This window comes from Sphingomonas brevis, assembly GCF_023516505.1.
GTDB lineage: Bacteria > Pseudomonadota > Alphaproteobacteria > Sphingomonadales > Sphingomonadaceae > Sphingomicrobium > Sphingomicrobium breve.
Genome location: NZ_JAMGBB010000001.1, coordinates 1,445,743 through 1,470,366, shown reverse-complemented (window position 1 = coordinate 1,470,366; position 24,624 = coordinate 1,445,743). Strand labels below are relative to the sequence as shown.

At 63.7% G+C, this 24,624-nt stretch carries 20 protein-coding genes; 6 read left to right on the top strand and 14 right to left on the bottom strand.

Features of this window, described 5'->3' with window-relative positions; genetic code table 11:
• The first annotated feature begins 71 nt into the window (after positions 1 to 71).
• Complete coding sequence (locus LZ518_RS07535) at positions 72 to 842, top strand: GAF domain-containing protein (protein WP_249915389.1); 771 nt, start codon at positions 72 to 74, stop codon at positions 840 to 842.
• Between the two features lie 84 nt (positions 843 to 926).
• On the top strand, positions 927 to 1,364 hold the full coding sequence (locus tag LZ518_RS07530) for a hypothetical protein (RefSeq protein ID WP_249915388.1): 438 nt from the start codon (positions 927 to 929) through the stop codon (positions 1,362 to 1,364).
• 16 nt (positions 1,365 to 1,380) lie between these two features.
• Here the strand turns inward: LZ518_RS07530 and LZ518_RS07525 are convergent, their stop codons facing one another.
• From LZ518_RS07525 to LZ518_RS07500, 6 genes are all read right to left on the bottom strand, one after another.
• Positions 1,381 to 2,310, bottom strand: coding sequence for a L,D-transpeptidase family protein (locus tag LZ518_RS07525; protein ID WP_249915387.1), 930 nt, complete (start codon positions 2,308 to 2,310; stop codon positions 1,381 to 1,383).
• A gap of 129 nt (positions 2,311 to 2,439) precedes the next feature.
• Positions 2,440 to 3,420 carry a phosphogluconate dehydrogenase (NAD(+)-dependent, decarboxylating) gene (gene gnd / locus LZ518_RS07520; RefSeq protein ID WP_249915386.1) on the bottom strand — a complete coding sequence of 327 codons (981 nt, stop codon included), beginning with the start codon at positions 3,418 to 3,420 and terminating at the stop codon, positions 2,440 to 2,442.
• A gap of 41 nt (positions 3,421 to 3,461) precedes the next feature.
• A complete protein-coding gene (locus LZ518_RS07515; RefSeq protein WP_283938291.1) occupies positions 3,462 to 4,421 on the bottom strand; it encodes a polyprenyl synthetase family protein in 960 nt (319 codons plus the stop codon).
• 92 nt (positions 4,422 to 4,513) lie between these two features.
• A complete protein-coding gene (locus tag LZ518_RS07510) occupies positions 4,514 to 6,541 on the bottom strand; it encodes a M13 family metallopeptidase (protein ID WP_249915384.1) in 2,028 nt (675 codons plus the stop codon).
• A gap of 83 nt (positions 6,542 to 6,624) precedes the next feature.
• Positions 6,625 to 8,001, bottom strand: a complete 1,377-nt coding sequence (locus tag LZ518_RS07505; RefSeq protein WP_249915383.1) for a sensor histidine kinase — start codon at positions 7,999 to 8,001, stop codon at positions 6,625 to 6,627.
• A 211-nt stretch (positions 8,002 to 8,212) separates the two neighbouring features.
• Entirely contained in the window at positions 8,213 to 8,878 is a 666-nt protein-coding gene (locus LZ518_RS07500) for a response regulator transcription factor (protein ID WP_249915382.1), read from the bottom strand.
• 118 nt (positions 8,879 to 8,996) lie between these two features.
• Here LZ518_RS07500 and LZ518_RS07495 point away from each other — a divergent pair, with 118 nt between their 5' ends.
• Positions 8,997 to 9,593 carry a DedA family protein gene (locus LZ518_RS07495; protein WP_249915381.1) on the top strand — a complete coding sequence of 199 codons (597 nt, stop codon included), beginning with the start codon at positions 8,997 to 8,999 and terminating at the stop codon, positions 9,591 to 9,593.
• Here LZ518_RS07495 and LZ518_RS07490 read toward each other — a convergent pair.
• Positions 9,590 to 9,958: a hypothetical protein gene (locus LZ518_RS07490; RefSeq protein ID WP_249915380.1), complete on the bottom strand. Its 369-nt coding sequence runs from the start codon at positions 9,956 to 9,958 to the stop codon at positions 9,590 to 9,592. The genes LZ518_RS07495 and LZ518_RS07490 overlap by 4 nt on opposite strands.
• A gap of 121 nt (positions 9,959 to 10,079) precedes the next feature.
• Here LZ518_RS07490 and LZ518_RS07485 point away from each other — a divergent pair, with 121 nt between their 5' ends.
• Complete coding sequence (locus tag LZ518_RS07485; RefSeq protein WP_249915379.1) at positions 10,080 to 11,882, top strand: ABC-F family ATP-binding cassette domain-containing protein; 1,803 nt, start codon at positions 10,080 to 10,082, stop codon at positions 11,880 to 11,882.
• On the opposite strand, the gene LZ518_RS07480 is transcribed toward LZ518_RS07485, so the two are convergent.
• The 7 genes from LZ518_RS07480 to prsK form a co-directional block, all read right to left on the bottom strand.
• On the bottom strand, positions 11,879 to 12,829 hold the full coding sequence (locus LZ518_RS07480) for a CDP-glycerol glycerophosphotransferase family protein (protein ID WP_249915378.1): 951 nt from the start codon (positions 12,827 to 12,829) through the stop codon (positions 11,879 to 11,881). The genes LZ518_RS07485 and LZ518_RS07480 overlap by 4 nt on opposite strands.
• Before the next feature lie 380 nt (positions 12,830 to 13,209).
• Positions 13,210 to 14,514, bottom strand: a complete 1,305-nt coding sequence (locus LZ518_RS07475; RefSeq protein WP_249915377.1) for a HAMP domain-containing sensor histidine kinase — start codon at positions 14,512 to 14,514, stop codon at positions 13,210 to 13,212.
• 43 nt (positions 14,515 to 14,557) lie between these two features.
• Entirely contained in the window at positions 14,558 to 15,241 is a 684-nt protein-coding gene (locus LZ518_RS07470; protein WP_249915376.1) for a response regulator transcription factor, read from the bottom strand.
• 96 nt (positions 15,242 to 15,337) lie between these two features.
• Positions 15,338 to 17,149 carry a DUF885 domain-containing protein gene (locus LZ518_RS07465; protein ID WP_249915375.1) on the bottom strand — a complete coding sequence of 604 codons (1,812 nt, stop codon included), beginning with the start codon at positions 17,147 to 17,149 and terminating at the stop codon, positions 15,338 to 15,340.
• Positions 17,150 to 17,265: 116 nt separating this feature from the next.
• Positions 17,266 to 18,906 (bottom strand): putative bifunctional diguanylate cyclase/phosphodiesterase, encoded by a 1,641-nt coding sequence (locus tag LZ518_RS07460; protein WP_249915374.1) that lies wholly within the window; start codon positions 18,904 to 18,906, stop codon positions 17,266 to 17,268.
• A gap of 58 nt (positions 18,907 to 18,964) precedes the next feature.
• Positions 18,965 to 20,350, bottom strand: coding sequence for a PEP-CTERM-box response regulator transcription factor (gene prsR / locus LZ518_RS07455; RefSeq protein ID WP_249915373.1), 1,386 nt, complete (start codon positions 20,348 to 20,350; stop codon positions 18,965 to 18,967).
• Positions 20,347 to 22,434, bottom strand: coding sequence for an XrtA/PEP-CTERM system histidine kinase PrsK (prsK, locus tag LZ518_RS07450; RefSeq protein ID WP_249915372.1), 2,088 nt, complete (start codon positions 22,432 to 22,434; stop codon positions 20,347 to 20,349). Before prsK ends, prsR begins: the two co-directional genes overlap by 4 nt.
• A 151-nt stretch (positions 22,435 to 22,585) precedes the next feature.
• Between prsK and LZ518_RS07445 the strand changes: the two genes are divergently transcribed.
• Positions 22,586 to 23,635 carry a mannose-1-phosphate guanylyltransferase gene (locus LZ518_RS07445; RefSeq protein ID WP_249915371.1) on the top strand — a complete coding sequence of 350 codons (1,050 nt, stop codon included), beginning with the start codon at positions 22,586 to 22,588 and terminating at the stop codon, positions 23,633 to 23,635.
• Positions 23,628 to 24,563, top strand: a complete 936-nt coding sequence (locus tag LZ518_RS07440; RefSeq protein ID WP_249915370.1) for an aldo/keto reductase — start codon at positions 23,628 to 23,630, stop codon at positions 24,561 to 24,563. Before LZ518_RS07445 ends, LZ518_RS07440 begins: the two co-directional genes overlap by 8 nt.
• Positions 24,564 to 24,624: the final 61 nt, after the last annotated feature.

Below are 24,624 nucleotides of genomic sequence, written 5' to 3'. Positions count from 1 at the left end.
TTCGAAAACGTTAAGACAATGTGATAGCAATATGACCTCCCCGTGAGAGCCAGCTGGCTGGAGATGTTCGGTTGATATTTGCCGCTGCACTGCATGACTCACTAAAGGATCGTTCATTCCGCGCGTCCGCCGAGTTCGCCAGGGGCGAAACGCTGGAGACGGTCCTCGACCGCTATTTGCGCACCGTGGAATCAATGGCCGACACGGTCCTGCTGACATCGATCCTGCTGCTCGACCCCGATGGAAAGCGCCTCCGGCATGTTGCGGCGCCAAGCCTTCCCCAAAGCTATTGCGAGGCCTTGGACGGCACGGAAATCGGCCCGGCGGTGGGGTCTTGCGGGACAGCCGCCTATCTCGGCCGCGCGATTTATGTGACCGACATCGAAGTCGATCCGCTGTGGTCCGACTATCGCCACCTGGCCTTGCCGCACGGCCTGCGCGCTTGCTGGTCGACGCCGATCCGTAATTGCGAAGATGTCGTCATCGGGACGTTTGCCATCTATCATTTGACCGCGCGCAGTCCCATTCGCGAGGAAGTCGATGCCATCGGGATGATTTCCGGGCACGTCGCGCGCGCGATTGAATGGGCCCGCCTCGTTGGAGAATCGGCAAAGGCCGGCGAGCAAGACAATTCCCCGGAAACCGCATTTGGCACCGACAATCTGCTTCATTCCATCGAAGCCGATTTCGAGAGCATAGCTTCGATCATGCACCACGCCATCGAAGGCCACGCCGGCGGCTCGAGAGCCGAATATCTGAAGCGGCTTAACAGGGTTAAGCAGATGGCCGAACAGGGCGCCAAGACCCTTAGGGCCAGAAAAGGCGACCTCCACCAGGGCTAGGCTTGCTCAGTGATTGTTCCGATTGAGCGCCATCCAGCCCAGTCATAGGCCCGTCGCTTCCTCGGGGGCACGAAGGAGGCATCCATGAAACGGCTTCTTGCCTTGCCTGCCCTGTTTGCAACGCTGGTCGTTTCCACTCCGGCCCTTGCCGAACATGACCATTATTACCACCGGCACCACCATCACCACGATGGTGACGGCGTCGCGGGCGCGATCATCGGCGGCACGATTGGCGCGATCGCAGGCTATGCAATCGGCTCCAGCCATGGCCATGGCTACTATGGTCATGCTCCATACGGCTACGGCGGCTACTACGGTCGTCCGGCATACGCCTATCCGGGTTATGGCTATGCCGTTCCGGCCTACCCCTATCCGCCGCCTCCGCCGCCAGCGTACGGCTATTATGGCGGACCGTACGGCGGCTATGGCTACTACGGCGGTTATCGGCCCTACGGCGGCGGATATGCCGTGACCTATGGTGGTCGATATGCCTATCGACGCCACTATTACCGGTATCACTAGGGGCCCGGACTAGCTCCTATCGGGTCCCGCCGTCATTCTCGATAACGGTCAGCGCGCTGCCCGAACTGCCGGCGTGCAGGGTTTGCGGCGTGACGATGATGATGCTGCCCGGACGCAGCACGGTCTGGACCGCATGACGGAAATCCCATGGCGCATCGAAGCGGTCACCCTCTCCAGGCGACACTTCCATTCCCTGGCCGGCGCCCGAATATTGCAACTTGAGCCAATGTTGGCCGGTAGCATCCCAGGCGCGCAGCGCATAGGCGAAGCCGCCGGCAATGCTGCCGTTGACGCGGACTGGGGCAGAGCCGATCTCAACCCCGTTGCGAAGGACGATTGCTCGCTCGTCGGCGGCGCTGATGATAACCGAGACCGGTCCGCTCGCCGACCGCTCAGGATGCCATTCGAATGGGGCGCGCGCCAACGTCGTCGCGTTCGGGGCAATGGCTGCCGCCAGGTCCGGCGTGGTGGACTGCCCGGGCTGGACCGGGAAGCTGGTGATGATCACGGTCATGCCGAGCTTGGTTGCGCCGAACAGCAGGTTCGAAAATTTCATCGGCAGCCGGATGCAGCCGTGTGAGGCGGGATAGCCGGGCAAATTGCCGGCATGGAGCGCAATTCCCTTCCACGTCAGCCGCTGCATGTTGGGCATCGGCGCATTGCCATAGGTCTTGGAATAATGCTCTTTCTTCTTCTCCAGCACCGTGAAGACTCCGGTCGGAGTCTCATAGCCGGGCTTTCCTGACGAAACCGTGGACGCGCCAATCGGCAGGCCGTTGCGAAACAGGATCGCGCGCTGGGTAGCAAGATTGACGACCATCAGGACCGGCCCTTCGGGCGCCGACCCCGGCGACCAGACGAATTGCCCAGGCTTCAGCGTGGTGACCAGCTCCAGCACCGGGCGCCCCGCCGCCTCGATCTGTTGGGCGTGGGCTGGCAATGACATCGCAATTGCCGACAGGAAAAGTGCAGCGGTTCGTACCATGGCCTCGCTCGCGGATTGATTCTGAAAGCGCGAACCTATGTGAATTGCGCAAGAGTAGGTCTCAAGTGAATCCCTGAGAACTTGAGCCTGCTATTGCGGCATCTCGACATGGCCCCCGAAGCCATGGCGCATCGCCGACAGCAGCTGGTCGGCGTAGCTGAATTCAACCCGGCTGCGGAACCGCGCGAACAGGGCGGCGGCAAGGACGTCCACCGGCACGGCCTCCTCGATCGCGGCATCGATGGTCCAGCGGCCCTCGCCGGAATCGGCGACTCGGCCACTATATTTCGACAGCGACTGGTCGTTGGCGAGCGCGATTGCGATGAGGTCGAGCAACCATGAGGAAATGACGCTACCGCGGCGCCAGACTTCGCTGATGTCGGACAGGTTCAAATCGAACCGCATATTGTCAGGCAAGTCATCCTTGCCCCGCTGCTTCAAAATATCGAATCCCTCGGCATAGGCCTGCATCATTCCATATTCGATGCCGTTGTGAACCATCTTGACGAAATGGCCGGAGCCCGCCGGCCCGCAGTGGACATAGCCCATCTCCGCCTGCCAGGCGCTTTCCGTGCTGGGGCGCTTGGTCCGCGGGATGTCGCCAAGCCCGGGGGCAAGCGCCTGAAGGATCGGATCGATATGCTTCACCGCGGCATCGTCGCCGCCGATCATCATGCAATATCCGCGATCCAGCCCCCAGACGCCGCCCGACACGCCGACGTCGATCAAGATGAGGCCGCGCTCCTTCAACCAGGCAGCGCGCGCAAGATCATGCTTCCAGAAGCTGTTGCCGCCGTCGACAATGATGTCGCCGGGGCGAGCCAGCTCGCCCACTTCGCGCATCACATTCTCGGTAATTTCGCCGGCCGGAAGCATGATCCAGTAGATGGCGGGGGAGGGCAGCTGGGCGGGAAGCTCGGTAAGGCTGGAAACGCCGGTCGCACCATTTTTGGCCGCTTCCGCCACGGCGGCCAGGTCGCGATCATACGCGACCACTTCGTGGCCATGCTGGACCAGCCGATGCGCCATGTTGCCGCCCATTCGGCCGAGCCCGATCATTGCCAGCTTCATCAAGCGCCTCCTTTGATGCGGCGACGTCCCGCCGCCTCGAACTAGTAGGCGCGGGCTACGGCGAACTCCACCGCCTCGACCAGCGCCGCCTTGGCCCGGCCCGCGGGGAACGGCGCCAGGGAGTCGATCGCCCGGCGGCCATAGTGCCGCGCCCGTTCCAACGTGTCGGACAGCGCGCCGGTTTCCTGAATCAGCCCCGTGGCATGCGCGAGGTCGGCATCGGAAATCCTGTCGCCCTGCATCGCCGCCTTCCAGAAAGCGCGGTTTTCCGCGGTTCCTCGCGCATAGGCGAGAATCACCGGCAGGGTCACCTTGCCGTCGCGGAAATCGTCGCCCTGGCCCTTGCCCATGGTCGCTTCGTCTGACGAATAGTCGATCGCATCATCGACCAGCTGGAACGCGACGCCAAGGTAACGGCCATAGGATTCCAGCGCTTCTTCCGCCTCCTCGCCGGCCTCGGCGACGACTGGCGCGATCCGGCAGGCGGCGGCGAACAGCGCCGCGGTCTTGGCATTGATGATGTGGAGATAATGTTCTTCGCTGGTCTCGACCTGGCGTTGCGCGGTCAGCTGGTCGACCTCGCCCTCGGCGATTACCGCGGAGGCATGGCTCAGGATTCGCAGCACCTTGAGGCTGCCGTCCTCGACCATCAGCTCGAACGCTCGGCTGAACAGGAAATCGCCGACCAGCACGCTCGCCGGATTGCCCCAGATGATGTTGGCGGTTCGCTTGCCGCGCCGCAGGCCCGATCCGTCGACCACATCGTCGTGCAGCAGGGTCGCCGTATGGATGAATTCGACCGCGGCGGCCAGCTTGTGGTGGCGCGCTCCGGTATAGTCGAGCAGTGCAGCGCTGGCCAAGGTCAGCATCGGCCGCATGCGCTTGCCGCCGCCGGCGATGAGGTGGCCGGCGAGCTCGGGGATCAATGCGACCTTCGACTGCATCCGATCGAGGATCACCGAATTGACCGCGTTCATGTCGGCCGCGGTCAGCGCGATCATCGGATCGAGCGACGGCGCGCGCTTGTCGCTGAGGCTGTGGACGGAGGCAGTCACGGTCGCCGACCTAGCCGCTGAGCGGCCGTTTTTCTAGCCTACCAGACGTGCACTCTCTGTTCGGGCGGCAGGTAGAGCTTATCGCCCGGCTTGACGTTGAACGCCTTGTACCAGGCGTCGACGTTGCGGACGACGCCGTTCACCCGATACTTGGCCGGCGAATGCTCGTTGGTCAGCAGCTGCGCGCGCAATGCTCCTTCGCGTTGCTTGGTCTGCCAACTATAGCCGAACGCGATGAAAAAGCGCTGGTCGCCGGTCAGGCCGCCGATCACTGGCGGCTCGCCATGTTGGGCGACGTAGCGGCGGTAGGCCGCATAGGCGACTTCCAGTCCGCCAAGATCGCCGAGATTCTCGCCAAGCGTCAGCTGGCCCTTGATGTGCACGCCCGGAACCGGCTCGTAGCTGTCATATTGCTTCACCAGCGCCGCGGCGTGAGCGTCATATTTCTGGGCGGTCGCCGCCGTCCACCAGTCGCGCAGCTTGCCGGTGCCGTCGAACTTGCGGCCCTGGTCGTCGAAGCCATGGCCGATCTCATGGCCGATGGTCGCGCCGATGCTGCCGTAATTGGAGGCGGGGTCGGCATTAGGGTCGAAATAGGGCGGCTGGAGGATCGCCGCCGGGAATGTGATCTGGTTCTGGGTCGGGTCGTAATAGGCGTTGTTGGTCTGGGGGGTCATGTCCCACAACGTACGGTCGACCGGCTTCTTCATCCGCGTCAGCAGCAGGTCCCAATCGAACTGGTTCGAACGCATGACGTTGCCGAGCAGGTCGGATCGATCGACCTTCAGGCTCGAATAGTCGATATATTTGGCAGGATGGCCGGTGCGCGGATCGAACGCGGCAAGCTTGGCCACCGCTTCCTTCTTGGTCGGCTCGTCCATCCAGCTGTTGGTTTCGATCTTCTCCTGAAGCGCGGCGCGGATATTGGCGATCAACTCGCCCATCTGGCGGTCGCTTTCGGCCGGATAATGACGCTCGACATAGATCTGGCCGACTGCTTCGCCGAGCGCGCCGTTAACCAGGCTTACACCGCGCTTCCAGCGATCGCGCTGCGTCGGCACATCGCGCAACGTCTTGGAGAAGAAGTCGAAGCTGGCGTCGTCGATCGCCTTGGGCAAATAGGCGGCGTGGTCGCTCACGAAGTGATAGGCCAGATAGTCCTTCCAGGTTGACAGCGGGACGCTGTCGACCAGCTTGCCGATCTCCTGGACCGCGCTGGTCTCGGTCACGACCACCGATTTGACGTCGCCAAGCCCGGACTTGGCCAGGGCGCGGTCCCAATCGAGCTGCGGCGCGAAGGCTTTGAGCTTGGCGCGGTCCATCGGGTTGTAGATTTTGTCGATGTCGCGGCTTTGCTCGGGGGTCCAGTGGACCTTGGCGATGGCGGTTTCGAGCGCGACGATCCGGTCGGCCTTCGCCGCCGCATCGGTCATGCCGGCCAGCTCCTGGATCTTGGTCACATAGGCGCGATAGGCGGCCCGATAGGCGTCATATTTGGCGCCCTGGAGCAGGTAATAATCGCGATTGGGCATGCCGAGCCCGCCCTGGCCGGCATAGACCGCATATTGGGTCGGGGTGGCTAGATCCGGGTAGATGGCGACGCCGACCGGGGATTCATATCCGACGGTGGCGAACAGATCGAGCAGCTCGCCCTTGTCCTTCACCGCGGCGATGCGGTCGAGATAGGGTTTCAATGGCGCAGTGCCCTTGGCTGCGATCGCCGCTTCATCCATCCAGCTGGCGTAGAAATCGCCGACCTGCTGGCCGATCCGTCCTGACTGGGTGGGATTTTTGGCCATGTCCTCGACGATTGAGCGGACGTCCTTGTCGAGCTGATCATTAAGCACGGAATCAATGCCGACGAAGGTCCGGTCGGGCGCGATCTCGGTTCGCTTGGCCCAGGCGCCGTTGACGTAGTCGAAGAAGTCGTCGCCCGGCTTCACGCCATTGTCCATGGCCGAAAGGTCGACCCCCCAGGGGGCAAAGGCCGGCTTCCCCTGGGCGGCCAGTGCCGGAGCGATAACGAGCGCCGACGCCGCGGCAAGCAGGAGCAAATTCCGTTTCATGGCAGGCCCTTATCCTGATCAATTGGCGCGCACGCTAGCCGCGGCGGCGGCACTGCCAAGCCCCTTTCGACCAATCGACGAAATCAGGTGAGTTGCGGCGCCTCGGGAAGCGACAAAGTTACCATCAACCCGCCCAAATCCTCACTCTCGGCGAGCGAGACCTTGCCGCCGTAAATCTCGGCGACGTCGCGGACGATGGCGAGGCCAAGTCCTGTCCCGGGCTTGCCGGTCGTGTCGAGCCGCGTACCGCGCGTGAACAGCTCGGCGCGCTGGGCTTCGGGAATGCCTGGCCCGTCATCTTCGATCTGAATGGCGACCAGGCCGCTGGCTGGCGGATCGACCGTCACAAACACCCGGCCGTTGCCATATTTGGCGGCATTTTCGACCAGGTTGCCGAGCATTTCGTCGAGATCCTGTCGCTCGACCCGTACCTGCGCGTGCCTGTCGCCCGCGATATCGATGGTGACCTTGGCGTAGAGGGTCGACACCGCACGCTCGACCGCCTGCGCGCTTTCCCAGACGGTGACGCGGGCCTGGGTCGAGGCCCTGCGGCCGATTGCCCGCGCCCGGGCAAGGTGGTGGTCGACCTGCCGCCGCATCGCCGCGGCTTCGCGGATCACCGTATTGTCGAGGTCCCCGGCATGGGCAGTGGCCGCATTGGTGATCACGGTCAGGGGTGTCTTCAAAGCGTGGGCAAGGTTGCCGGCGTGACGGCGGGCTTCCTCGGCTTGCGCCTCGCTATGGGCGAGCAGCTCGTTGATTTCGTCGACCAGCGGCTCGACTTCGCGTGGGAAGCCCTCCGCGATCCGGGTCTGGATGCCGCCGCGGATCGCCGCCACTTCCCGCCTAACCCGGCGCAGCGGCCATAATCCGTAGATCGCCTGGAGAGCGGCCAGGGCCAGCAAGCCCAGCCCGAGCCCCGCGAAACTGGCGATCAGGGTTGAGCGCAGCTCCTTTATCTGGCTGTCGATCGCCTGGCGCGACTGGGCCACCTGGAAACGCCAGCGCACGTTGCTGCCGGGCAGGATCACGTCCCGTTCCAGGATGCGCAGCGGCTCGTCGGCAAACTCCATGCTGTCGCGCATGTGCAACTCGACATCGTTGTGGCCCGTATCGACCTGCAATCGCCGGTCCCATAGCGAACGCGACGGGAAGGTTTCCTGGCCGGCGCCACTGATCTGGAAATAAACCCCTGAATAGGGCTCGAGGAAGCGCTGGTCGGCCGGCGGCCGGCTGAACCGCACCTCTCCGTCCGGTCCGATTTCCGAGGCGCCGATCATCGATTTCAGGACGCGCTCCAATTGGGCGTCGAAATTGTCGACAATCTGCCGTGACAGGACCCGGTCGAGCGCGAACCCGCCGATCAGCAACAGGACGCCGATCCACACCGCCGACACGACGATCATGCGCCGGGTCAGCGACCCTCCGCGGCGCTCTCGGGGGGTCAGACTAGCTACCATCGCGCCTGTGACATGTCTCCGGCCGGATGCAGGGCCATGCCCGAAGGGTGGAACGCAAAAGCGCCCTGACACGCTCGCTCGCTTGCCGGATAGGCCCCACTATCCGTCTTCACTCGCTCTCTCTCAGGCCGCTTTTCGGTAACCATCACAGGCTCGCTGGTAGCTGGTCTGGCCCCCAACTTCACCGCTTCATCCGCTTGCGCGGCATCGTTCAAGCGGGGCTATCCTCAAGGCTGTAACCGAGGCCACGGATAGTGGTGATGACGTCGGCGCCCAGCTTTTTGCGGATTCGCGTTACGAATACCTCGATGGTGTTGGAATCACGGTCGAAATCCTGGTCGTAAATATGCTCGATCAGCTCGGTCCGGCTAACCACCTTGCCCTTGTGGTGCATCAGGTAGCTGAGCAGCTTATATTCCTGGGCGGTAAGTTTGACCGGTTCGCCGGCCTTGGTGACCTTGCCCGAACGGGTATCGAGACGAATGTCGCCGGCGATCAGCTCCGAACTGGCGACCCCGGCGGCGCGGCGGATCAAGGCGCGAAGGCGGGCGATCAGTTCCTCGGTCTGGAACGGCTTGGCGAGATAGTCGTCGGCTCCGGCATCGAGCCCGGCGACCTTGTCCGACCAGCTGTCGCGAGCGGTTAGCACGAGCACCGGCATCTTGCGGCCTTCCTTCCGCCAGCGGTCGAGTACGGTCAGCCCGTCGATTTCGGGCAGTCCGAGGTCGAGCACCACGGCGTCATAGGTTTCGGTCGAGCCAAGATAGTGACCATCCTCGCCGTCGGTAGCGAGATCGACAGCATAGCCGGCACCTTCCAGCGTCGAGCGCAGCTGGCGGCCCAGATTGGGTTCGTCCTCGACGATCAACACGCGCATTCGTTCATCCTTCGAAAATCCGTTCGCAGTCACAAACACGCGCGAAGCTGAACGGTTGCTTGGCCGCAACGAAAGGAACGGGCAAGCGGTTATTGAAATTGCGGAGAGACGCGGCGCGATGTTCGAATGGATCACCAACCTGATCAACCAGGCGGGCTATGCCGGAATCGCTTTCATCATGTTCCTGGAAAGCGTGTTTCCCCCAATTCCGTCCTGGCTGGTGATGCCGCTGGCCGGGTTCGAGGCGTCGTCCGGCCGGTTTCACCCGTTGGCGGTAGTGCTGGCCGGAGCGACCGGTTCGACAATCGGGGCGATCGTCTGGTTTTACATCGGTCGGATGGTCGGGGTGGAGCGGCTCAAGTCCTTCGCTGCCCGCCATGGCCACTGGATTACGCTAACCCCCGCGCAAATCGACCGCGCCGACCGCTGGTTCGATCGCCACGGCGCGCCGGCGGTGATGTTCGCCCGCGTCGTGCCGATCGTCAGGACCTTCATTTCGGTGCCGGCCGGCGTGTTCGACATGAACCTTCGCCGGTTCATCCTGTTCACGCTGATCGGTGACATTATGTGGAGCGGCCTGTTGGTGACCGCAGGCTATGTGTTGCGCGCGCAATATGACCAGGTCCGGGATTATCTCAGCCCGATTGCGACAATCGTTCTGACGATCGTGGTCGCGACCTATCTGATTCGATTGATCGGCTGGAAAAAGGATTAGTCGCCGGACTTGCCGACGATCTGGCCGGTGCGGGGATCGACATCGACCCAGATAACCCGGCCATTGTCCATGAACTTCATCCGCAGATTCTGCCCCCGAATCTCGGGGCCGAGGTAATCGGCGCCGCCCATCCGGGGCAGGACTTTGCGCTCGATCTGCGGCAGCGCCATCGACCGGCCCTGCTGCTTGTCGCGGAATGCGCGATCCTGGTCGCGCGGCCGGTCGAGCCAGGCGAGATGCGGAGTGCCGGTCGTCGGTCGCGTGGCGACCGCCGGTTGGCCGTCATTCTTGCGGGCGAACGCAGGCGTGGCGACCGCTACGGTGGCGGCGCAAAGCGAAAGGACAAAGGTACGATACAGGCTCATTGGCTATACTCTCGCCGGCCTGACTATAGCTAATCCATTGAACAAGCTATGAATGCCCCCGTTGCTTGCCGTTCATGTCCCCACGTGACGGCACGGGCAACCTAAGCTAGGTGGCGCCGCGATGGCACCCCCAATTTTATCCTATGAGAATCTCGGACTGATCCAGGGCGAAGGCTGGCTGTTCCGCAATCTCGACATTTTCATCGGTCCGCGCGACCGGCTTGCCCTGATCGGCCGCAACGGAGCCGGCAAGACGACCTTGTTGAAGTGTCTCGCCGGGCTGATCGAGACCGACGAGGGGACGCGCAAGATCGTTCCCGGAACGAAGGTCGTATTGCTGGAGCAGGATCCGGTGATGACCGGCCAGGCAACGCTCGAGGACTGGGTGCTGGCGGGCGATGACGCTCCGGCGGCGCACGAAGCCGCGGCGATCGCGGACCAGATCGGGATCGATCTCACGCGCGACGTCGCGACTGCCAGCGGCGGCGAACGGCGACGGGCGGCGATCGTCCGGGCGCTGGCGCAGGAGCCGGACGTACTGTTCCTCGACGAGCCGACCAATCACCTCGACCTGGGCGCGATCGACTGGCTCGAACAATGGCTGCAGCGGTTCAAGGGCGCGTTCATCGCCATCAGCCACGACCGCACTTTCCTTACACGGCTGACCAAGAGCTGCCTGTGGCTCGACCGCGGCCAAATGCGGCGCGCAGAAATCGGGTTTGGCGGGTTCGATGCCTGGACCGAGGCCGTCTATGCCGAGGAGCAGCGAGCAGCGGAGAAGCTCGACGCAAAGCTGGCGCTGGAGTTGCATTGGCTGCAGCGCGGCGTGACCGCGCGGCGTCGACGCAATCAGGGGCGGCTGGCGAAGCTCAATGAGATGCGCGCCCAGCGGGCGGCAATGCTGGGCCCGGCCGGCGGAGCCAAGCTGGGCCTCGCCAAGGACGATGTGAAAACCAAGACGGTGATCGATGCCGACCGAGTATCAAAGGCGTTCGGCGAGCGCCCGATCATCCGCGACTTCACGCTGCGCATCCAGCGCGGCGACCGGATTGGGCTGGTCGGAGCAAACGGCACCGGCAAGACGACCCTCCTGAAGCTGCTGACCGGCGAATTGAAGCCCGACGCCGGCACGCTGTCGCAGGCCAAGACGCTGAGCGGCATCGTCATCGACCAGCAACGCAAGCTGATGGCTCCGGACAAAAGGGTGCGCGACGTGCTGGCCGAGGGCGGCGACTGGATCGAGGTACGGGGCCACAAGAAGCACATCAAGGGCTATCTGAAGGAATTCCTGTTCGACCCGTCGCTGACCGAGGCGCCGATCGGGTCGCTGTCCGGCGGCGAACGGTCGCGGCTGCTGCTGGCGCGCGAGTTTGCGCGGGCGTCGAACCTGCTGGTGCTCGACGAGCCGACCAACGACCTTGACCTGGAAACGCTCGACCTCCTGCAGGAAGTGATCGCCGATTATGAGGGGACGGTGCTGATCGTCAGTCATGACCGCGACTTCCTCGACAAGACGGTGACCGTGACATTGGGGCTCGACGGGTCGGGCAAGGTCGACATCGTCGCCGGCGGCTATGAGGACTGGATTCGCAAGCGCTACGTCGACCATCGCCGGCCGGGCAAAGCCAAGGCCGAGCTTCAGGGCGCCGCGCCGGCGCCCAGGGTGGCTGCGTCGAAGCTAAGTTACAAGGACCAGCGCGACCTCGACCGGCTGCCAGGCGAAATCGAACGGCTGGAAGCCGCGATCGCCGCCGATGAGCTGACGTTGCACGATCCCGACCTGTTCAGCCGCGATCCGAACAAGTTCGCCGAGCTGACCGAGCGTATCGCCCGGCACCGCACCGATATCGAGGCGGCGGAATTGAGGTGGCTGGAAGTGGCGGAGATGGCTGAGCAGTTCGCCCGGGGAACAGACGTTGCTTAATGTTTTGTCGATCGCTTGGCGATGAAATCCAGGATGGCGTCGGCCTGGCGCTGCGAAGCGGGCCGGTCGCTTTGCTCGATCGATCCGGCCATCGCCGCGCGCTGGAGCGGTTCGAAATGGGGTTGCATCTCCGCCGATCGGGCGAGGGCGGGGCCAAGCTCCTCCGGCCGTTCGATCACCTGTCCGAGGGCAAAATGCGCATAATCCTCGCGCCCGCGCCAATCGACCCCGTGCGCATTGATGAAGATGCAGGGCCGGGGCGTGCGGAGAAACTCATAAACTTGGCTGCTGGCATCGCCGACATAGACGGACGCGGCCTGCGTATAGCTCATGTCAATCGACCGGACGCTTCCGCGATCGATCAGGACGTTCGGCGCAGATGATCGAATGCGCGGCCCGCCCCGCAACTTCACGTGCGGGGCAACGACGAAGTTCCAGCCCTCAATCTGTTCCATTTCGTGTACCAGCCGGCGGCCCATGGTGAACCAGCTCGACAAGTCACGGCGGACATGGGGGTTGTAGAGCGCAATCGGCCGATCGTCGGGAAACAGGGGCGCCGGCGGCTTGACCAGTTCAAACTTGGCGTAGCCGGCAACGACGAGATTCTCCTCGGTGCCGAGGCCCGCCTCGAGCAGCCGCTTGCGGTCTTTCTCTCCACCAACCAGGTTGAGGTCGAACAGTCTCACCCGGCGGTCGTCGATCCGGGTCGCGGCGTCGCCCGCGCCATGCCGGATACGCACGAGCAGCGACTTGAACTTGCGGCTTAGCATCAGGATCGAGCTAGTGGTCTCGGTGGTTACAAGCACCGGGTATCGTCGGAACAGCCAACTGTAGAGCAGATAGATTTCGAAGCGCGGCGGGAGGTCGAACAGCGACCCTCCCAGCTTCCCCGGGATCCAACGCAGCCTGAGGCTCGCTTCGGGATCGAAGCTCCTGATCAGCCGCATGCCTGAACGGCTTGGACATAGGACGTCGACGTCGGCGCCACGGCGCGCCAGCTCCAGCGCTACCGGTATCCAATGGAGATGCTGATGAGCCGGCGCGAGCGCAAGAAAACCTATTTTGAGCGGCAAGCCGGACGAGGCCGCCGGAATGTGATCCCTAACTGATGGAAGATTTGATTGGTCCACCAGAGATCCTCTTGGCTCAGCCCGTCGGTTCGGCCAGGGCAGCCGAGAAAGTCGGGGCAGAGGCCGGAACCATCGCCGTCACACGGTCCATCGGGGGGTTCGATGGGTTGGCGATCAGGCAACAAGGCTTCGGCACGGGGCTTGGCTAACCCACGCCGAAATCTCCTGCACTGCCAATGTTGTAAGGTTGGGAAGAATCAATCTTCGGCGGCTGGGGCCGCGGGCAGGACAAGCTCCGCAATCAGCCCGGGGTTATTGTCCGCGAAGGACAGCGTTCCCCGGTGCAGTCGAGCGATTGCATCGACCATATTCAGGCCCAGTCCGTGACCGGGCCGGCTGCGGCTTGCGTCCAGGCGGATAAAGCGCCGTGCAATCAGCGCTCGGTCGGCCTCACTTACGCCCGGCCCATTGTCGGCGACGGTGATGCAGGCTGACGCCGCCCGGCGCGCCAGTCCAATCGAGATATGCGTCCCGGTCGGGCTATGGTTCTGGGCGTTATCGATCAGGTTTGTGATGGCCTGAGCAACCAGCTCGCGGTCGCCTTCCAGCGTGATGCCCTGCTCGATCGACCAGTCCAGGTCCCGGCCGCTGTCCCGGACGGCTGGCGCGTAGCTTTCTGCAAGATCGGTCACCAGCGCGGTGGCGTCGAATGGCTCAAATCGGCGCCTGATCGACCCGCTTTCGATCTCGCTGATGCGAAGAATGGCCGCAAACATTGCCAAAATGTCGTCGACCCGTTTGATCGCATCCGACACGGTAGCATTCATTTCCAGCTCGCTGGAACGACCGCTCAACCCTTGTTCCAGTGCGTTGCGCAACCGGGTCAGCGGCGTGCGGAGGTCGTGGGCAATGTCCCCCGATACCTGCCGGACGTTTTCGAGCAGCCGCTCGATTTCTTCCAGCATGGTGTTGAGCAGCCCTGCCAATTTGTCGAACTCGTCGTCGCCGGCTCCCATGGGCATACGTCGGCTGATGTCGCCGCCAATGATCGCCGCGGCTGTCGTCTGGATCGAATGGAGCCGGTTACGAAGGTAGGAGCCCAGCGATAGTGCGCCGACCATCCCAAGTAGCAGGACCGCTGCAAAGGCAGCGGCGAAAGTGGCGAGGACGACATGGTCAATATTCTCGATCCACTCGCGATCGGCGGCGACAACAAGCCTGCGGCCATCCGGCAGGTCGACCGCCACACCGCGCGCCGCGTCCGGACCCTCGGTGGGATCGATGAAAGCAATATCGTGCACTCCAAGGGCCGGGCGCTCCGCCTGGAATGCGCCGATCGTCCTGCGCCCGTTTGCGTCAAATACGGCGTAATAGACGCGGGCCCCCGGATCGAGGCGCTCACGCTGCCCAATCGCGCGGGCAAGCTCGGCGGGCCCGTCCGTTTGATATTCCAGGATCAACGATTGGGCTTCCTCGTTGATGAGGACGTCGAGTTGACGCGTAAATGCGATATGCATCGCCCAAAAGGTGACGATACCAAGCAGCGCGATGCCGGCCGCCATGGCCGCCGAATAGGCAATTGCAATCCGGTATGCGGCGCTTGAGCTAAGCTTCGGCAACAGGTTTCATCCGGTAGCCGGCACCACGAATGGTTTCGATAAGGTCCGGGCCGCCGTCCTCGTTCAGCTTTGCGCGCAATCGGCTCATATGCGTTTCGACGATGTTGGTCTGGGGATCGAAATGAAAGCCCCACACCCGTTCCAGCAGCATCGTCCTGGTGATCGCCCGCTCGCCGCTTCGCATAAGTTCCTCCAGCAGCCGGAATTCCCTCGGCTGCAACAACACCTTGCGCCCATCGCGCCGAACCTCGCGGCGAAGCAGGTCAATCGAGATCGGCCCGTGCTGCAGCTGGGTAACAGGCAAGCCGGGCGGGCTTCGGCGCGCAAGGGCGTTGACCCTGGCGGCAAGCTCCATGAATGCGAACGGCTTGACCAAATAATCGTCCGCGCCCGCGTCAAGGCCCTCGACCCGATCGTCAATTCCGCCAAGTGCAGTGAGTAGGAGCACCGGCAATTCCAATCGCTCGGTGCGCATCCTGCGAAGCACCGAAATGCCATCGAGCCCGGGGAGCATGCGATCGATCAACGCCAGATCGAACGGCTGCTCGGTCGCCAACCGCACCGCAATGTCGCCGTCAGCTGCGCAAATGACCTGATGCCCAAGATCGTTGAGGCCGCGCTCAATGAAGCGCGCCATTTCAACATCGTCTTCTGCCAGCAAGATGCGCATCGCAGCCGGCTATTACCATTAATGGCATGAGTTGGAACGCGGGTCGGCCCGCCGATCCGCCTGGCTGCTCCAACTCAAGACATAGGCAAGCCAGGCCTAGGCCCGCTTGGCTGCCTCCGCCCGCTCGACGATCCGCCGTTCGAGAATGGTGAGTGGCATGGCCCCGTCCTTCAGCACTTCGTGGAACTGCTTCAGGTCGAACTTGTCACCGAGGATTTGCTGTGCCCGGGCGCGGGCGCGAGTCCAGGCGATGTGGCCGATCTTGTAGCTGCACGCCTGCCCGATCGAAGCGCAGTAACGCTCGATTTCGCGCTGGACACGGGGGCGGGCGAAGCCGGTGGTGGCGACCATATAATCGATCGCCTTTTCGCGGCTCCAACGCTTTGAGTTCATGCCGGTATCGACCACGAGGCGGGTGGCGCGAAACAGGTATGACTGGAGATAACCGGCGCGTTCGATGTCGTGATAGGCTCCCAGTTCATCGGCCAACTGCTCGGCGTAAAGCGCCCAGCCTTCGCCATAGGCGGAGTAGAAGCTGATCTTGCGCAGCATCGGCAGATCGGCGCTGGTCTGGGCCAGGCTGATCTGCAGGTGATGGCCCGGCGTGCCTTCGTGATAGGTGAGTGCCGGCAGCGAATATTTCGGCCAGTCGCCGGTGGTCTTCAAATTGATGAAGTAGATCGCCGGGCGTGAACCGTCGAGCGAGGCGCGCCGGTAATAGCCGTTCGACGCGCCGTTCTGGATCTCCGGCGGCACGCGGCGGATTTCGAGCGGCTGGGAGGGCAGGGTGGCGAAGGCGCGGGGCAGCCGCGTCGCCATATCCTTGACGCCCGCGTTCAGGCTGGCGATCAGCGCCACCCTGCCCTCATCGGTATCGGGATAAAGCTGAGCCGGATTCTTGTTGAGCGCCGCCAGCCGCTCGCCGACCGTGCCCTGGGTGAAGCCGGCGGCTTTCAGGAGCGTGTCCAGCTGGGCGGTGATCTCGGCAACCTGGGCGAGGCCGAGCTGGTGGACCTCGTCAGGCGTAAATTTGGTGGTCGTCGCCTGGGCCAGCGCGTCGGCATAGATCGCCTCACCTTGGGGGATGCGCCAGGCCCCGTCGCCCGCGGGCGTGGACTTGCGCAATTCCTCGACCGCGGCGATCTGCCGGTCGAGCGCCGGATAAACTTCCTTTTCGACGATCGCTGTCGCCCGGGCGCCCCAGTTGCCCGGGATCGACGCGGTGCGGGTGACAATCGATTCGACCATTGGGCTCTTGTCGGCGGCCGGCGAGCGCTGTTCGCGCATTTGGCCGAGCGCGAGATCGAGCGACCAGCCGGGCGCGACATATCCGCGGGCTGCCTGTCGCTGCTGCTCGGCGGTTTCATTGTCGAGCTGCGTCGCGAACTGGGCGAGGCGCGACAGATAGGCCTCGGCGTCGGCGGCATTGTCGATGGTATGGGCGCTGTTGAGGAAGTCGGGGGTCGAGAAATAGGCCCCGTCCTGCTGGCTGATCAGGTAAGGCGACTGGACCGAGTCCAGGTCGTACTTTGCCGGCGCCGTGAGGTTGGTGCCCAGGTCGTAGAGCACGATCTCGCGGTTGAGCTGGCCGGCCGGTGACAGCGACGCCGGCGGGACAGCCTCGACCATCGCAATGAATTTGCGGTTGCGGGCCAGGTCCTCGGCCCGCGCGGCCTGGTAGTTGCGGGTATCGAGCTTCGACTTCAGGTCCGCATTGGCACCCTTGTCGAGGCCAAGGCTGGTGGCAAAGGTCGGGAAAGCGCGCACCTGCTCGTTGAAGATCTTGTCGAACGCTTCGTTGAGCGGCGCATCGCCCGGCGCTCCTCCGGTTTGGGCGGAAGCCGCACTAACCGGCACCATCGGCAGCAAGGCGACGCTGCTCAGTGAAAGAAATTCTCGGCGATCCATGGCCCACTCCCGTCTTTTCGAATTGGGAGCGGACGATAAAGCGGGAGGGGCAGTCGGCAAGCACGCTGGTCGAAAAGCAAGGTCCGTTCGTCAATTCACGAACGGCAGTCAGGCGATCACCACTTCTGTCCGGCGGCGGGCTTGCGCGCCGACCCATCGTCCTCGTCGGGAAGATTTAGCGGTTCCGATAAAGGAGTGCGCTTGCTCTCGAATTTGGCCGACGGCGCGATCTTGGGCGCATCGAAGTGCATGCTGGCGACATGTGCCGATACCGCGCGGCCGAAATGGAAGCCCTGGGCGTCGGTACAACCCAACGCCGCCATCTGTTGGCGGATATGGTCGCTTTCAACGCCCTCGGCAGTGATTGGGACGCTCAACGTCTTGCCGAGCGAGGCGATGGTCTGGACGATCGCCGCGGCCTGCTCGCTCTCGCCGAGCGAATTGATGAAGCTGCGGTCGATCTTGATTCGGTCGAACGGCAGGGCGTGGAGCTGACTCAGCGATGCGTAGCCGGTGCCGAAATCGTCAAGCGCGATGGCGATGCCGTGGTTGCGAAGGCTTTCGAGGATGGTCAGCGCTTGGGCGCGATCTTCGAGCAGGGAGCCTTCGGTGATCTCCACCTCCAGTCGCCGCGCCGGGAAGCCGGTCTCCGTCAGGATCAGGATGATCCGCTCTGCCAGCTGGGGATCTCGAAACTGGACGGGAGAGACGTTTACGGCCAGCTTCAGATGAGCCGGCCAGTCGCGCGCCTGGACGAAGGCTTTTTCCATGACCCGCATCGACAGCGGTCCGATCTGGCCAGACTGCTCGGCAATACCGATGAAATCGGTCGGCTCGATCAGCCCGCGCCGGGGAGAGTTCCACCTTGCCAGCACTTCGAATCCGTTGAGTTCACCGGTGTCGAGGCTGATCAGCGGCTGGAAGAAAGGAACGAACTCGTCAGCTTCGAGCGCGGCCCGAATTTCGTCTTCCATGTCGACGCGCGCCTGAAGCTGCTGCTCCATCTGGCAGTCGAACCAGGCGAAATTGTTGCGGCCGGATTGCTTGACCGAATACATGGCGACGTCCGCCCGGCGAAGCGCATCGACCGGCGCGGCTTCGGACCGAAGCGGCACGATTCCGGCGGAGATCGAAATTTGCGCCTTGGTCTCGCCGACTCCCATTGGCTGGCCGAAGGCACGGACGGCGTTGCGCGCCGAGCTTTCCGCATCCTTTTCGTCGCGAATAAGGGCTGCAAATTCATCGCCGCCAAGACGAGCGACGAATGCCGAGGAAGGCAGGGTCCGGACCAGCTCTTCTCCCACCATCCGGAGCAGTTGGTCGCCGGCGACATGGCCGTAAAGATCGTTGACCCGTTTGAAGTTGTCGACGTCGATCAGCAGCAGCGCTCCCTCGCGCTCCGGCGCGGCGAAAGCACCCTCTATCTCGCCCAACAGCGCACGCCGGTTGGGGAGGCCGGTAGTGTGATCGGTATAGGCGTTGGCAAAGGCGTCCGCCTCGGCCTGCTTCAACGTTGCCAGCGTTTCCGACAGGTCGCGGCTGCGGCGATAGCCAAACAGGACGATCGCAATGTTGAGCAGGAAGGCCGCGACCAGCGCGTTGGTGGAAGTCACCTTCGATCCGATGGCGCTGGGGACCACATTGGCCCCGATGATGACGAACAATAATATGGCTGCGAGAGTGGCGCACGTCGTGATCAGGTGGCTTGAGGCCACCTTGTACGAGGTCCCATCCTTGTCGAAGACGTTACGTGCCATTTTTCCCCCGAGAACGAGGGGTATTACCGCCAGTAGGTAAAGGCCGCGTAAACTGATCCTAATTGCCCAGCTGATACTGTTTCATCAGATCGTAGAGTGTCGGACGGCTGATCCCGAGTAGTTTGGCCGCCCCGCTGATGTTGTTTTCGGTGCGCGACAGCGCCTGCCGAATGGCGCGGCGGTCGGCCACTTCACGGGCAGCTCGGAGATTGATCGGCAAACTGTCCGCTGCGCCGTCACCGCCGCCGGGCAAATCAAGGTCGGCAGCGGCCACCCATTTGCCGTCGGCCATGATCACCGCCCGCTTCATGCGGTTCTCCAGCTCACGGACGTTCCCTGGCCATGGATAGGCATCGATCGCATCCGCGGCGTCCGGGGCGAGGCCATGGACCTTGGGGTTCATCTCGCGGGCAAAGCGAGCGACGAAATGGCGCGCGAGCAGCATCGCATCACCCGCCCGTTCGGCCAGGCTTGGGATCTTCACCACGATTTCAGCCAGCCGGTAGTAGAGGTCCTCGCGGAAACGCCCTTCGGAGATCATCGCGTCGAGGTCCTGGTGAGTGGCGCAAACGATCCTTGTATCGACGGCGATCGCTGTTCGTCCGCCGATCCGCTCGATCACCCGTTCCTGCAGGAACCGCAGAAGCTTGACCTGGAGCGGCAGCGGAATGTCACCGACCTCGTCGAGGAACAGGGTGCCGCCCTGCGCCATCTCGATCTTTCCGGGCGTAGTCTTGACCGCACCGGTGAAAGCGCCGCGCTCATAGCCGAACAGCTCGGCCTCGAGCAGGTTTTCGGGGATTGCGGCACAGTTGATGGCCACGAACTCGCCCTTGGCGCGGGCCGATTTTTCATGGACCGCGCGGGCCAGCAATTCCTTGCCGGTGCCGCTGGCGCCAAGCAGCATCACCGATACGTCGGCCGAAGCGACCCGCTCGACGGTGCGGACGACCTTGACCATTTCAGGGCTGCCGGTGAGCATCGCGCCGAGCGCGGTGGCTTCGCCGTTGGCGGATTCCAGCCGGCGATTCTCGGCTTCGATCTCGTAGACATGGAAAGCGCGACTGACGATCAGGCCCAGTTCGTCGATGTCGACCGGCTTGCGATAGAAATCGTAGGCACCGAGCGCGATCGCCTTGAGCGCGCTCTCGCGCGCACCATGTCCCGAAGCGACGATGATCTTAGTGTCGGGCTTGAGGGCGAGGATCTCGGTCAGCGTCGCAAACCCCTCAGCCGTGCCGTCGGGGTCGGGCGGCAGGCCAAGGTCAAGCGTCACCACGGCCGGCTCGTGCAGGCGAACCAGCTCGATCGCCGTCGCGCGATCGCCGGCGCTAACGATGCGATACCCCTCATAGGCCCATTTGAGCTGCCGCTGCAGGCCTTCGTCATCCTCGACGATCAACAGGACGGGTAGTTCGCCCGAATTGATGGGAGTCTCGCTCATGCCAGTTTCCGTTTCGGTTCAGCCGCCGGAGTTGTGGCGGGAAGTGCGATGGTGAAGCTGCTGCCTTCGCCGGGTTTACTCTCGACGGTAAGCCGGCCGCCCATTGCCGACACCAGGCTCTTTGCTTCGAATGCGCCAACGCCGAAGCCCCCCTGTTTCGTCGATGCGAAGGGCTGGAACAGGCGGGTGCGGACGAATTCGGCGTCCATGCCGGTCCCAGAGTCGGCGACAGTGACGAGCACCATGTCGCCGTCGTCGCCCATTCGGACCGAGACCGGGTGGCCGGGCGTGCTGGCATCGACCGCGTTGCGGACAAGGTGCCCGATAGCCTGTTCGAGCATCAGGGGATCGGCCATCACCCACATGTTGCCGTCGCCGAGCATCATCACCTCATGATCGCGGCGATTGGCGGCAATGGCCGATGCGACCAATGGCCGGAGCGGCGTCGGCTCGGGGCGGGCGGGGCGCTGGTCGGGTGTGGGCGCGAGCCGTGCCAAAAGGTCGTTCATCTTGCCGACCGAGCCCTTGAGCGTTGCCACCATGTCGGCGCGGAAATCGGCGTTATCGGAGTGCCGCTCGGCATTGCGGGAAAGCAGCGAGAGCTGGCTGACAAGATTCTTCACGTCATGAATGATGAAGGCGAAGCGCCGATTGAAATCCTCGAATCGCTGGGCGTTCATCAACGCCTGCTGTCCATGTGCCTCAGCCAACGACGACGCCGCCTGCCGGCCCGCGGCGCGCAACAGGTCGAAATCCTCCCAATCGAGCGGGCGGCGATAATCCGGCGCGGCCAGCAGGACGAGGCCGACCAGCCGGTCCTCATGGATCAACGGGACGCCAGTCCAGGCCTGTTCCTCGCCCAGCAGCGGGGCGGGAATATCGAGATCGCGGTCGCGGGCGTCGGCCCAACCGCCGCTAAGAGCGTCGAAGTCGATGATCCGTCCCTCGGCGCCAACCGAAAGCCAGAAACCGAGCGCCTCCGGCGTAGGGATTGCAGCGCCTGGATTGGCGCTGCCCGACCAGTTCCAGGCGGCCGCCGGCTCAATCGATCCATTTTCGTCGGCGACCATCAGCAGGCCGCCCGGCGCGTCGAGAATGTCCGCGAACGCCTTGATTACCCGCTGGCCAAGCGGGGCCGCCTTGGGTCCGCTGGCGCCGATCGTTTCGGTGAAGCGCAGCCACTCTGTGCGATAATCGTAGCGATGCTCGAACAGATGCTTCGCGATTTTGACTTTGGCCCAACCCCTCGCACGGTTCGACGGCACGAGGATGATCGCGGCCACCGTCATGCCGGCGAGCAACGAAACCAGCACGGCCCGGGTCCAGTCGAAGCCCGAGCCGCGGAGCGCGGTCACTAGTACCGCCATCACCGCGACATAGGCCGTGATCGCGATTAGGGAGAGGCTCTGGAAGGTCGCCGCGCGAGAGAGCCGGATCCGCCACCGCTCGTCCCTGGTGCTGCCGATCGCGAACAAGGGCGCGACAAGCGCCAAGGCCAGGCCGCGGAAATCGAACAGCCCTTGTGCCGACGCCGGGTCGAAATAGGCGATGGTGTAGAGGTTGAGGTCGTAGGCCCACATCGCCGCGATCGCGATCATGGCGAGGCGAATCCCCGGCCGGCTGGAAGGGGCGGCCTGGCCGTAAAGATTATGAACCAGGACTAGCGAACCCGCCGCAGCCGTGAGGCGGAGGATGATCGCGGTGACGATCAGCGCATGGCCGCGGGTCAGGGTTTCGGTGTCGATTACAAGGGGGAGCGCATCGACCACCAGCTGCAGGCCAAGTACGGCCGCGACTGCCGCATAGACAGGCCGAACGCCCAGCTGTTCCTCGCTGCTGTCGATCCCGGCAAGCCGATAAAGCACGCCGACCCACACCAGGTTGCGAGCTGTTTCCGAATAGGCCGCGAGCATGGTCGTCGGCGCGACCGCGGTGATCCACGCCCAAACGCTGGTCAAGGCGAAGGCGAGCAGCAACATCCGCTGTTCGCTCTCGGCCAGGCCGCGCCGCAATTCCCACAGCGTGAGGGAACCGAACAGCGCCGCAGCGAGCGCATGCGTCCAAAAGGCGACTAGCGCTTCCATAAAAGCCCCAGCTCTCGACACCTCACTGTAAAATTCGCCGACATGTGCGGGGTGTCGCAAAACTTTACAAATATATAGTGAATGTCTTGCCAATTGCGAAGCTCGTCATTGGCACTGGCACCGGGCCCTCATCCCGCGCATTGTGACCGCTATGAGCGATTCAATCAGCGATCGGCCGATCCGCCCGGCCATATTGGCCGGTGGCGCGGGATCCCGACTGTGGCCGCTGTCGACCGCGGCTCGGCCCAAGCATTTGCTCCCGCTGTTCGGAGCGGACAGCTTGTTCGAGCAGACGCTTCGCCGCTTCGGCGACCGGTTCGCGCCGCCGATCGTTGTCGCCAATCGCGCGCAAGAAGCGGATTTGCGAGCGATCGTCGGTCCCGGCAGCCGGATCATCCTAGAACCGCTGAAGCGCGACAGCGCCGCGGCGATCGCCCTGGCTGCGTCGTTGGCGGAAGAGGATGAGCTGTTGCTGGTCTGCCCCAGCGATCATCACATCGGCGACATTGAGGCGTTCCACCGCGCCATCGCGCTCGCCCGCCCGGCAGCCGAGGCCGGCAAAATCGTTACCTTCGGAATCGAGCCCAGCCACCCAGCGACTGGGTTCGGCTATATCGCCGCCGGCAAGGGTGATGGCGTTCGCCCGGTCGCGCGCTTTATCGAAAAGCCGGATGAGGAAAAGGCCGCGGCCATGCTGAGGCAAGGCGGCCATTATTGGAACGCCGGTATTTTCCTCGCCCTGGCCGGAACCTGGCGCGAAGAACTGCGCCGCCATGCCCCGGCCATCCTTGAAGCAGCGCGAGAAGCGCTGGAGCGAGGCGACTGTGAAAGCCCCGTTATCCGGGTCGACGAGCAGGCGTTCGCCCGCTCGCCTGCCAAGTCGATCGACTATGCGGTGATGGAGCATAGCGATCGGGTCGCCGTCGTGCCGGTGTCGATGGGCTGGTCCGACGTCGGCAGCTGGGATGCGGTGTTCGATGCCTCGCCCAAGGGAGACGGCGGCAATGTCGTCGTCGGCGATGCGCTGGTCATCGACAGCCATGCCAACCTGATCCGCAGTGACGGGCCCAAGGTCGTGGCGATCGGCGTCGATGATCTTGTGATCATCGCTACCGCCGATGCAGTGCTTGTGACCAGCCTTTCGCATACCCAGCGCGTCCGCGAAGCCGCCGAATGGTCGGAGAATGATGCCAATGGATAGACGGCCGATCGGCAACAGCGGGATCTCGGTGACGCCGATCGCGCTTGGCGGCAATGTGTTCGGCTGGACCGCCGACGAAGCGGCCAGCTTCGCCGTGCTCGACGCGTTCGTCGATGCCGGCGGGATTATGATCGACACCGCCGATGTCTATTCGGCCTGGGTGCCGGGCCATCAGGGTGGAGAGAGCGAGGCGCTGATCGGCCGGTGGCTGAAGCGCGACCCCGGCAAGCGCGAAAAGGTCGTGATCGCAACCAAGGTGGGTTTCATGGCCGGGCTCGCGCCCGACTCCATCGCTCCCGCCTGTGAGGCATCGCTCAAGCGGCTCGGGATCGACGCGATCGACCTCTATTACCAGCATAAGGATGACGAGACCGTGCCGCTGGCCGACAGCCTCGGCGAGTTCGATGCGCTGGCGCTGCAGGGCAAGATCCGCGCGATCGGCCTATCGAATTTCTCCGCCGGGCGGGTGGATCAGGCAATGCAGGCGGCAAGGGACAATGGCCTGACCGCTCCAAGCGCTCTCCAGCCCTGGTACAATCTGGTCGAGCGCGAGCGGTTCGAGGGAGAATTGCGCGGCGCGGCAGAACGAGCCGGATTGGCCGTCTTCCCCTACTACAGCCTCGCCAGTGGGTTCCTCACCGGCAAATATCGATCCGGGGAGGACCTCGGCAAAAGCGTGCGCGGCGGGCGTAGCGCCCAATATATCGAAGGCGGCGGGCTAAAAGTGCTGGCCGCCCTCGACCAGGTCGCTGGCGAAACCGGCGCCGCGCCGGCAAGCGTTGCGCTGGCCTGGCTCAAGGCCCAGCCGTCCATCGCCGCTCCGATCGCCAGCGCCACGAGCCTCTCCCAGGTGGAGGAACTGGTGGCCGCACTGGCGCTCGAACTCACGTCGGCCCAGCTCGACCTGCTGGGCAAGGCCAGTGCCTGACCCGCGATGCGCCGAGCCGACGCGCCGGCACGGCCATCGGAACTGGTCGGCACCCGCATCT

Excerpts from the sequence above, each read along its gene's own strand:
- LZ518_RS07530 (WP_249915388.1), top strand. The coding sequence starts at position 927 with ATGAAACGGCTTCTTGCCTTGCCTGCCCTGTTTGCAACGCTGGTCGTT.
- LZ518_RS07525 (WP_249915387.1), bottom strand. The coding sequence starts at position 2,310 with ATGTCATTGCCAGCCCACGCCCAACAGATCGAGGCGGCGGGGCGCCCG.
- gnd (WP_249915386.1), bottom strand. The coding sequence starts at position 3,420 with ATGAAGCTGGCAATGATCGGGCTCGGCCGAATGGGCGGCAACATGGCG.
- LZ518_RS07515 (WP_283938291.1), bottom strand. The coding sequence starts at position 4,421 with ATGATCGCGCTGACCGCGGCCGACATGAACGCGGTCAATTCGGTGATC.
- LZ518_RS07510 (WP_249915384.1), bottom strand. The coding sequence starts at position 6,541 with ATGAAACGGAATTTGCTCCTGCTTGCCGCGGCGTCGGCGCTCGTTATC.
- LZ518_RS07505 (WP_249915383.1), bottom strand. The coding sequence starts at position 8,001 with ATGGTAGCTAGTCTGACCCCCCGAGAGCGCCGCGGAGGGTCGCTGACC.
- LZ518_RS07500 (WP_249915382.1), bottom strand. The coding sequence starts at position 8,878 with ATGCGCGTGTTGATCGTCGAGGACGAACCCAATCTGGGCCGCCAGCTG.
- LZ518_RS07495 (WP_249915381.1), top strand. The coding sequence starts at position 8,997 with ATGTTCGAATGGATCACCAACCTGATCAACCAGGCGGGCTATGCCGGA.
- LZ518_RS07490 (WP_249915380.1), bottom strand. The coding sequence starts at position 9,958 with ATGAGCCTGTATCGTACCTTTGTCCTTTCGCTTTGCGCCGCCACCGTA.
- LZ518_RS07485 (WP_249915379.1), top strand. The coding sequence starts at position 10,080 with ATGGCACCCCCAATTTTATCCTATGAGAATCTCGGACTGATCCAGGGC.
- LZ518_RS07480 (WP_249915378.1), bottom strand. The coding sequence starts at position 12,829 with ATGCGGCTGATCAGGAGCTTCGATCCCGAAGCGAGCCTCAGGCTGCGT.
- LZ518_RS07475 (WP_249915377.1), bottom strand. The coding sequence starts at position 14,514 with ATGGCGGCCGGCATCGCGCTGCTTGGTATCGTCACCTTTTGGGCGATG.
- LZ518_RS07470 (WP_249915376.1), bottom strand. The coding sequence starts at position 15,241 with ATGCGCATCTTGCTGGCAGAAGACGATGTTGAAATGGCGCGCTTCATT.
- LZ518_RS07465 (WP_249915375.1), bottom strand. The coding sequence starts at position 17,149 with ATGGATCGCCGAGAATTTCTTTCACTGAGCAGCGTCGCCTTGCTGCCG.
- LZ518_RS07460 (WP_249915374.1), bottom strand. The coding sequence starts at position 18,906 with ATGGCACGTAACGTCTTCGACAAGGATGGGACCTCGTACAAGGTGGCC.
- prsR (WP_249915373.1), bottom strand. The coding sequence starts at position 20,350 with ATGAGCGAGACTCCCATCAATTCGGGCGAACTACCCGTCCTGTTGATC.
- prsK (WP_249915372.1), bottom strand. The coding sequence starts at position 22,434 with ATGGAAGCGCTAGTCGCCTTTTGGACGCATGCGCTCGCTGCGGCGCTG.
- LZ518_RS07445 (WP_249915371.1), top strand. The coding sequence starts at position 22,586 with ATGAGCGATTCAATCAGCGATCGGCCGATCCGCCCGGCCATATTGGCC.
- LZ518_RS07440 (WP_249915370.1), top strand. The coding sequence starts at position 23,628 with ATGGATAGACGGCCGATCGGCAACAGCGGGATCTCGGTGACGCCGATC.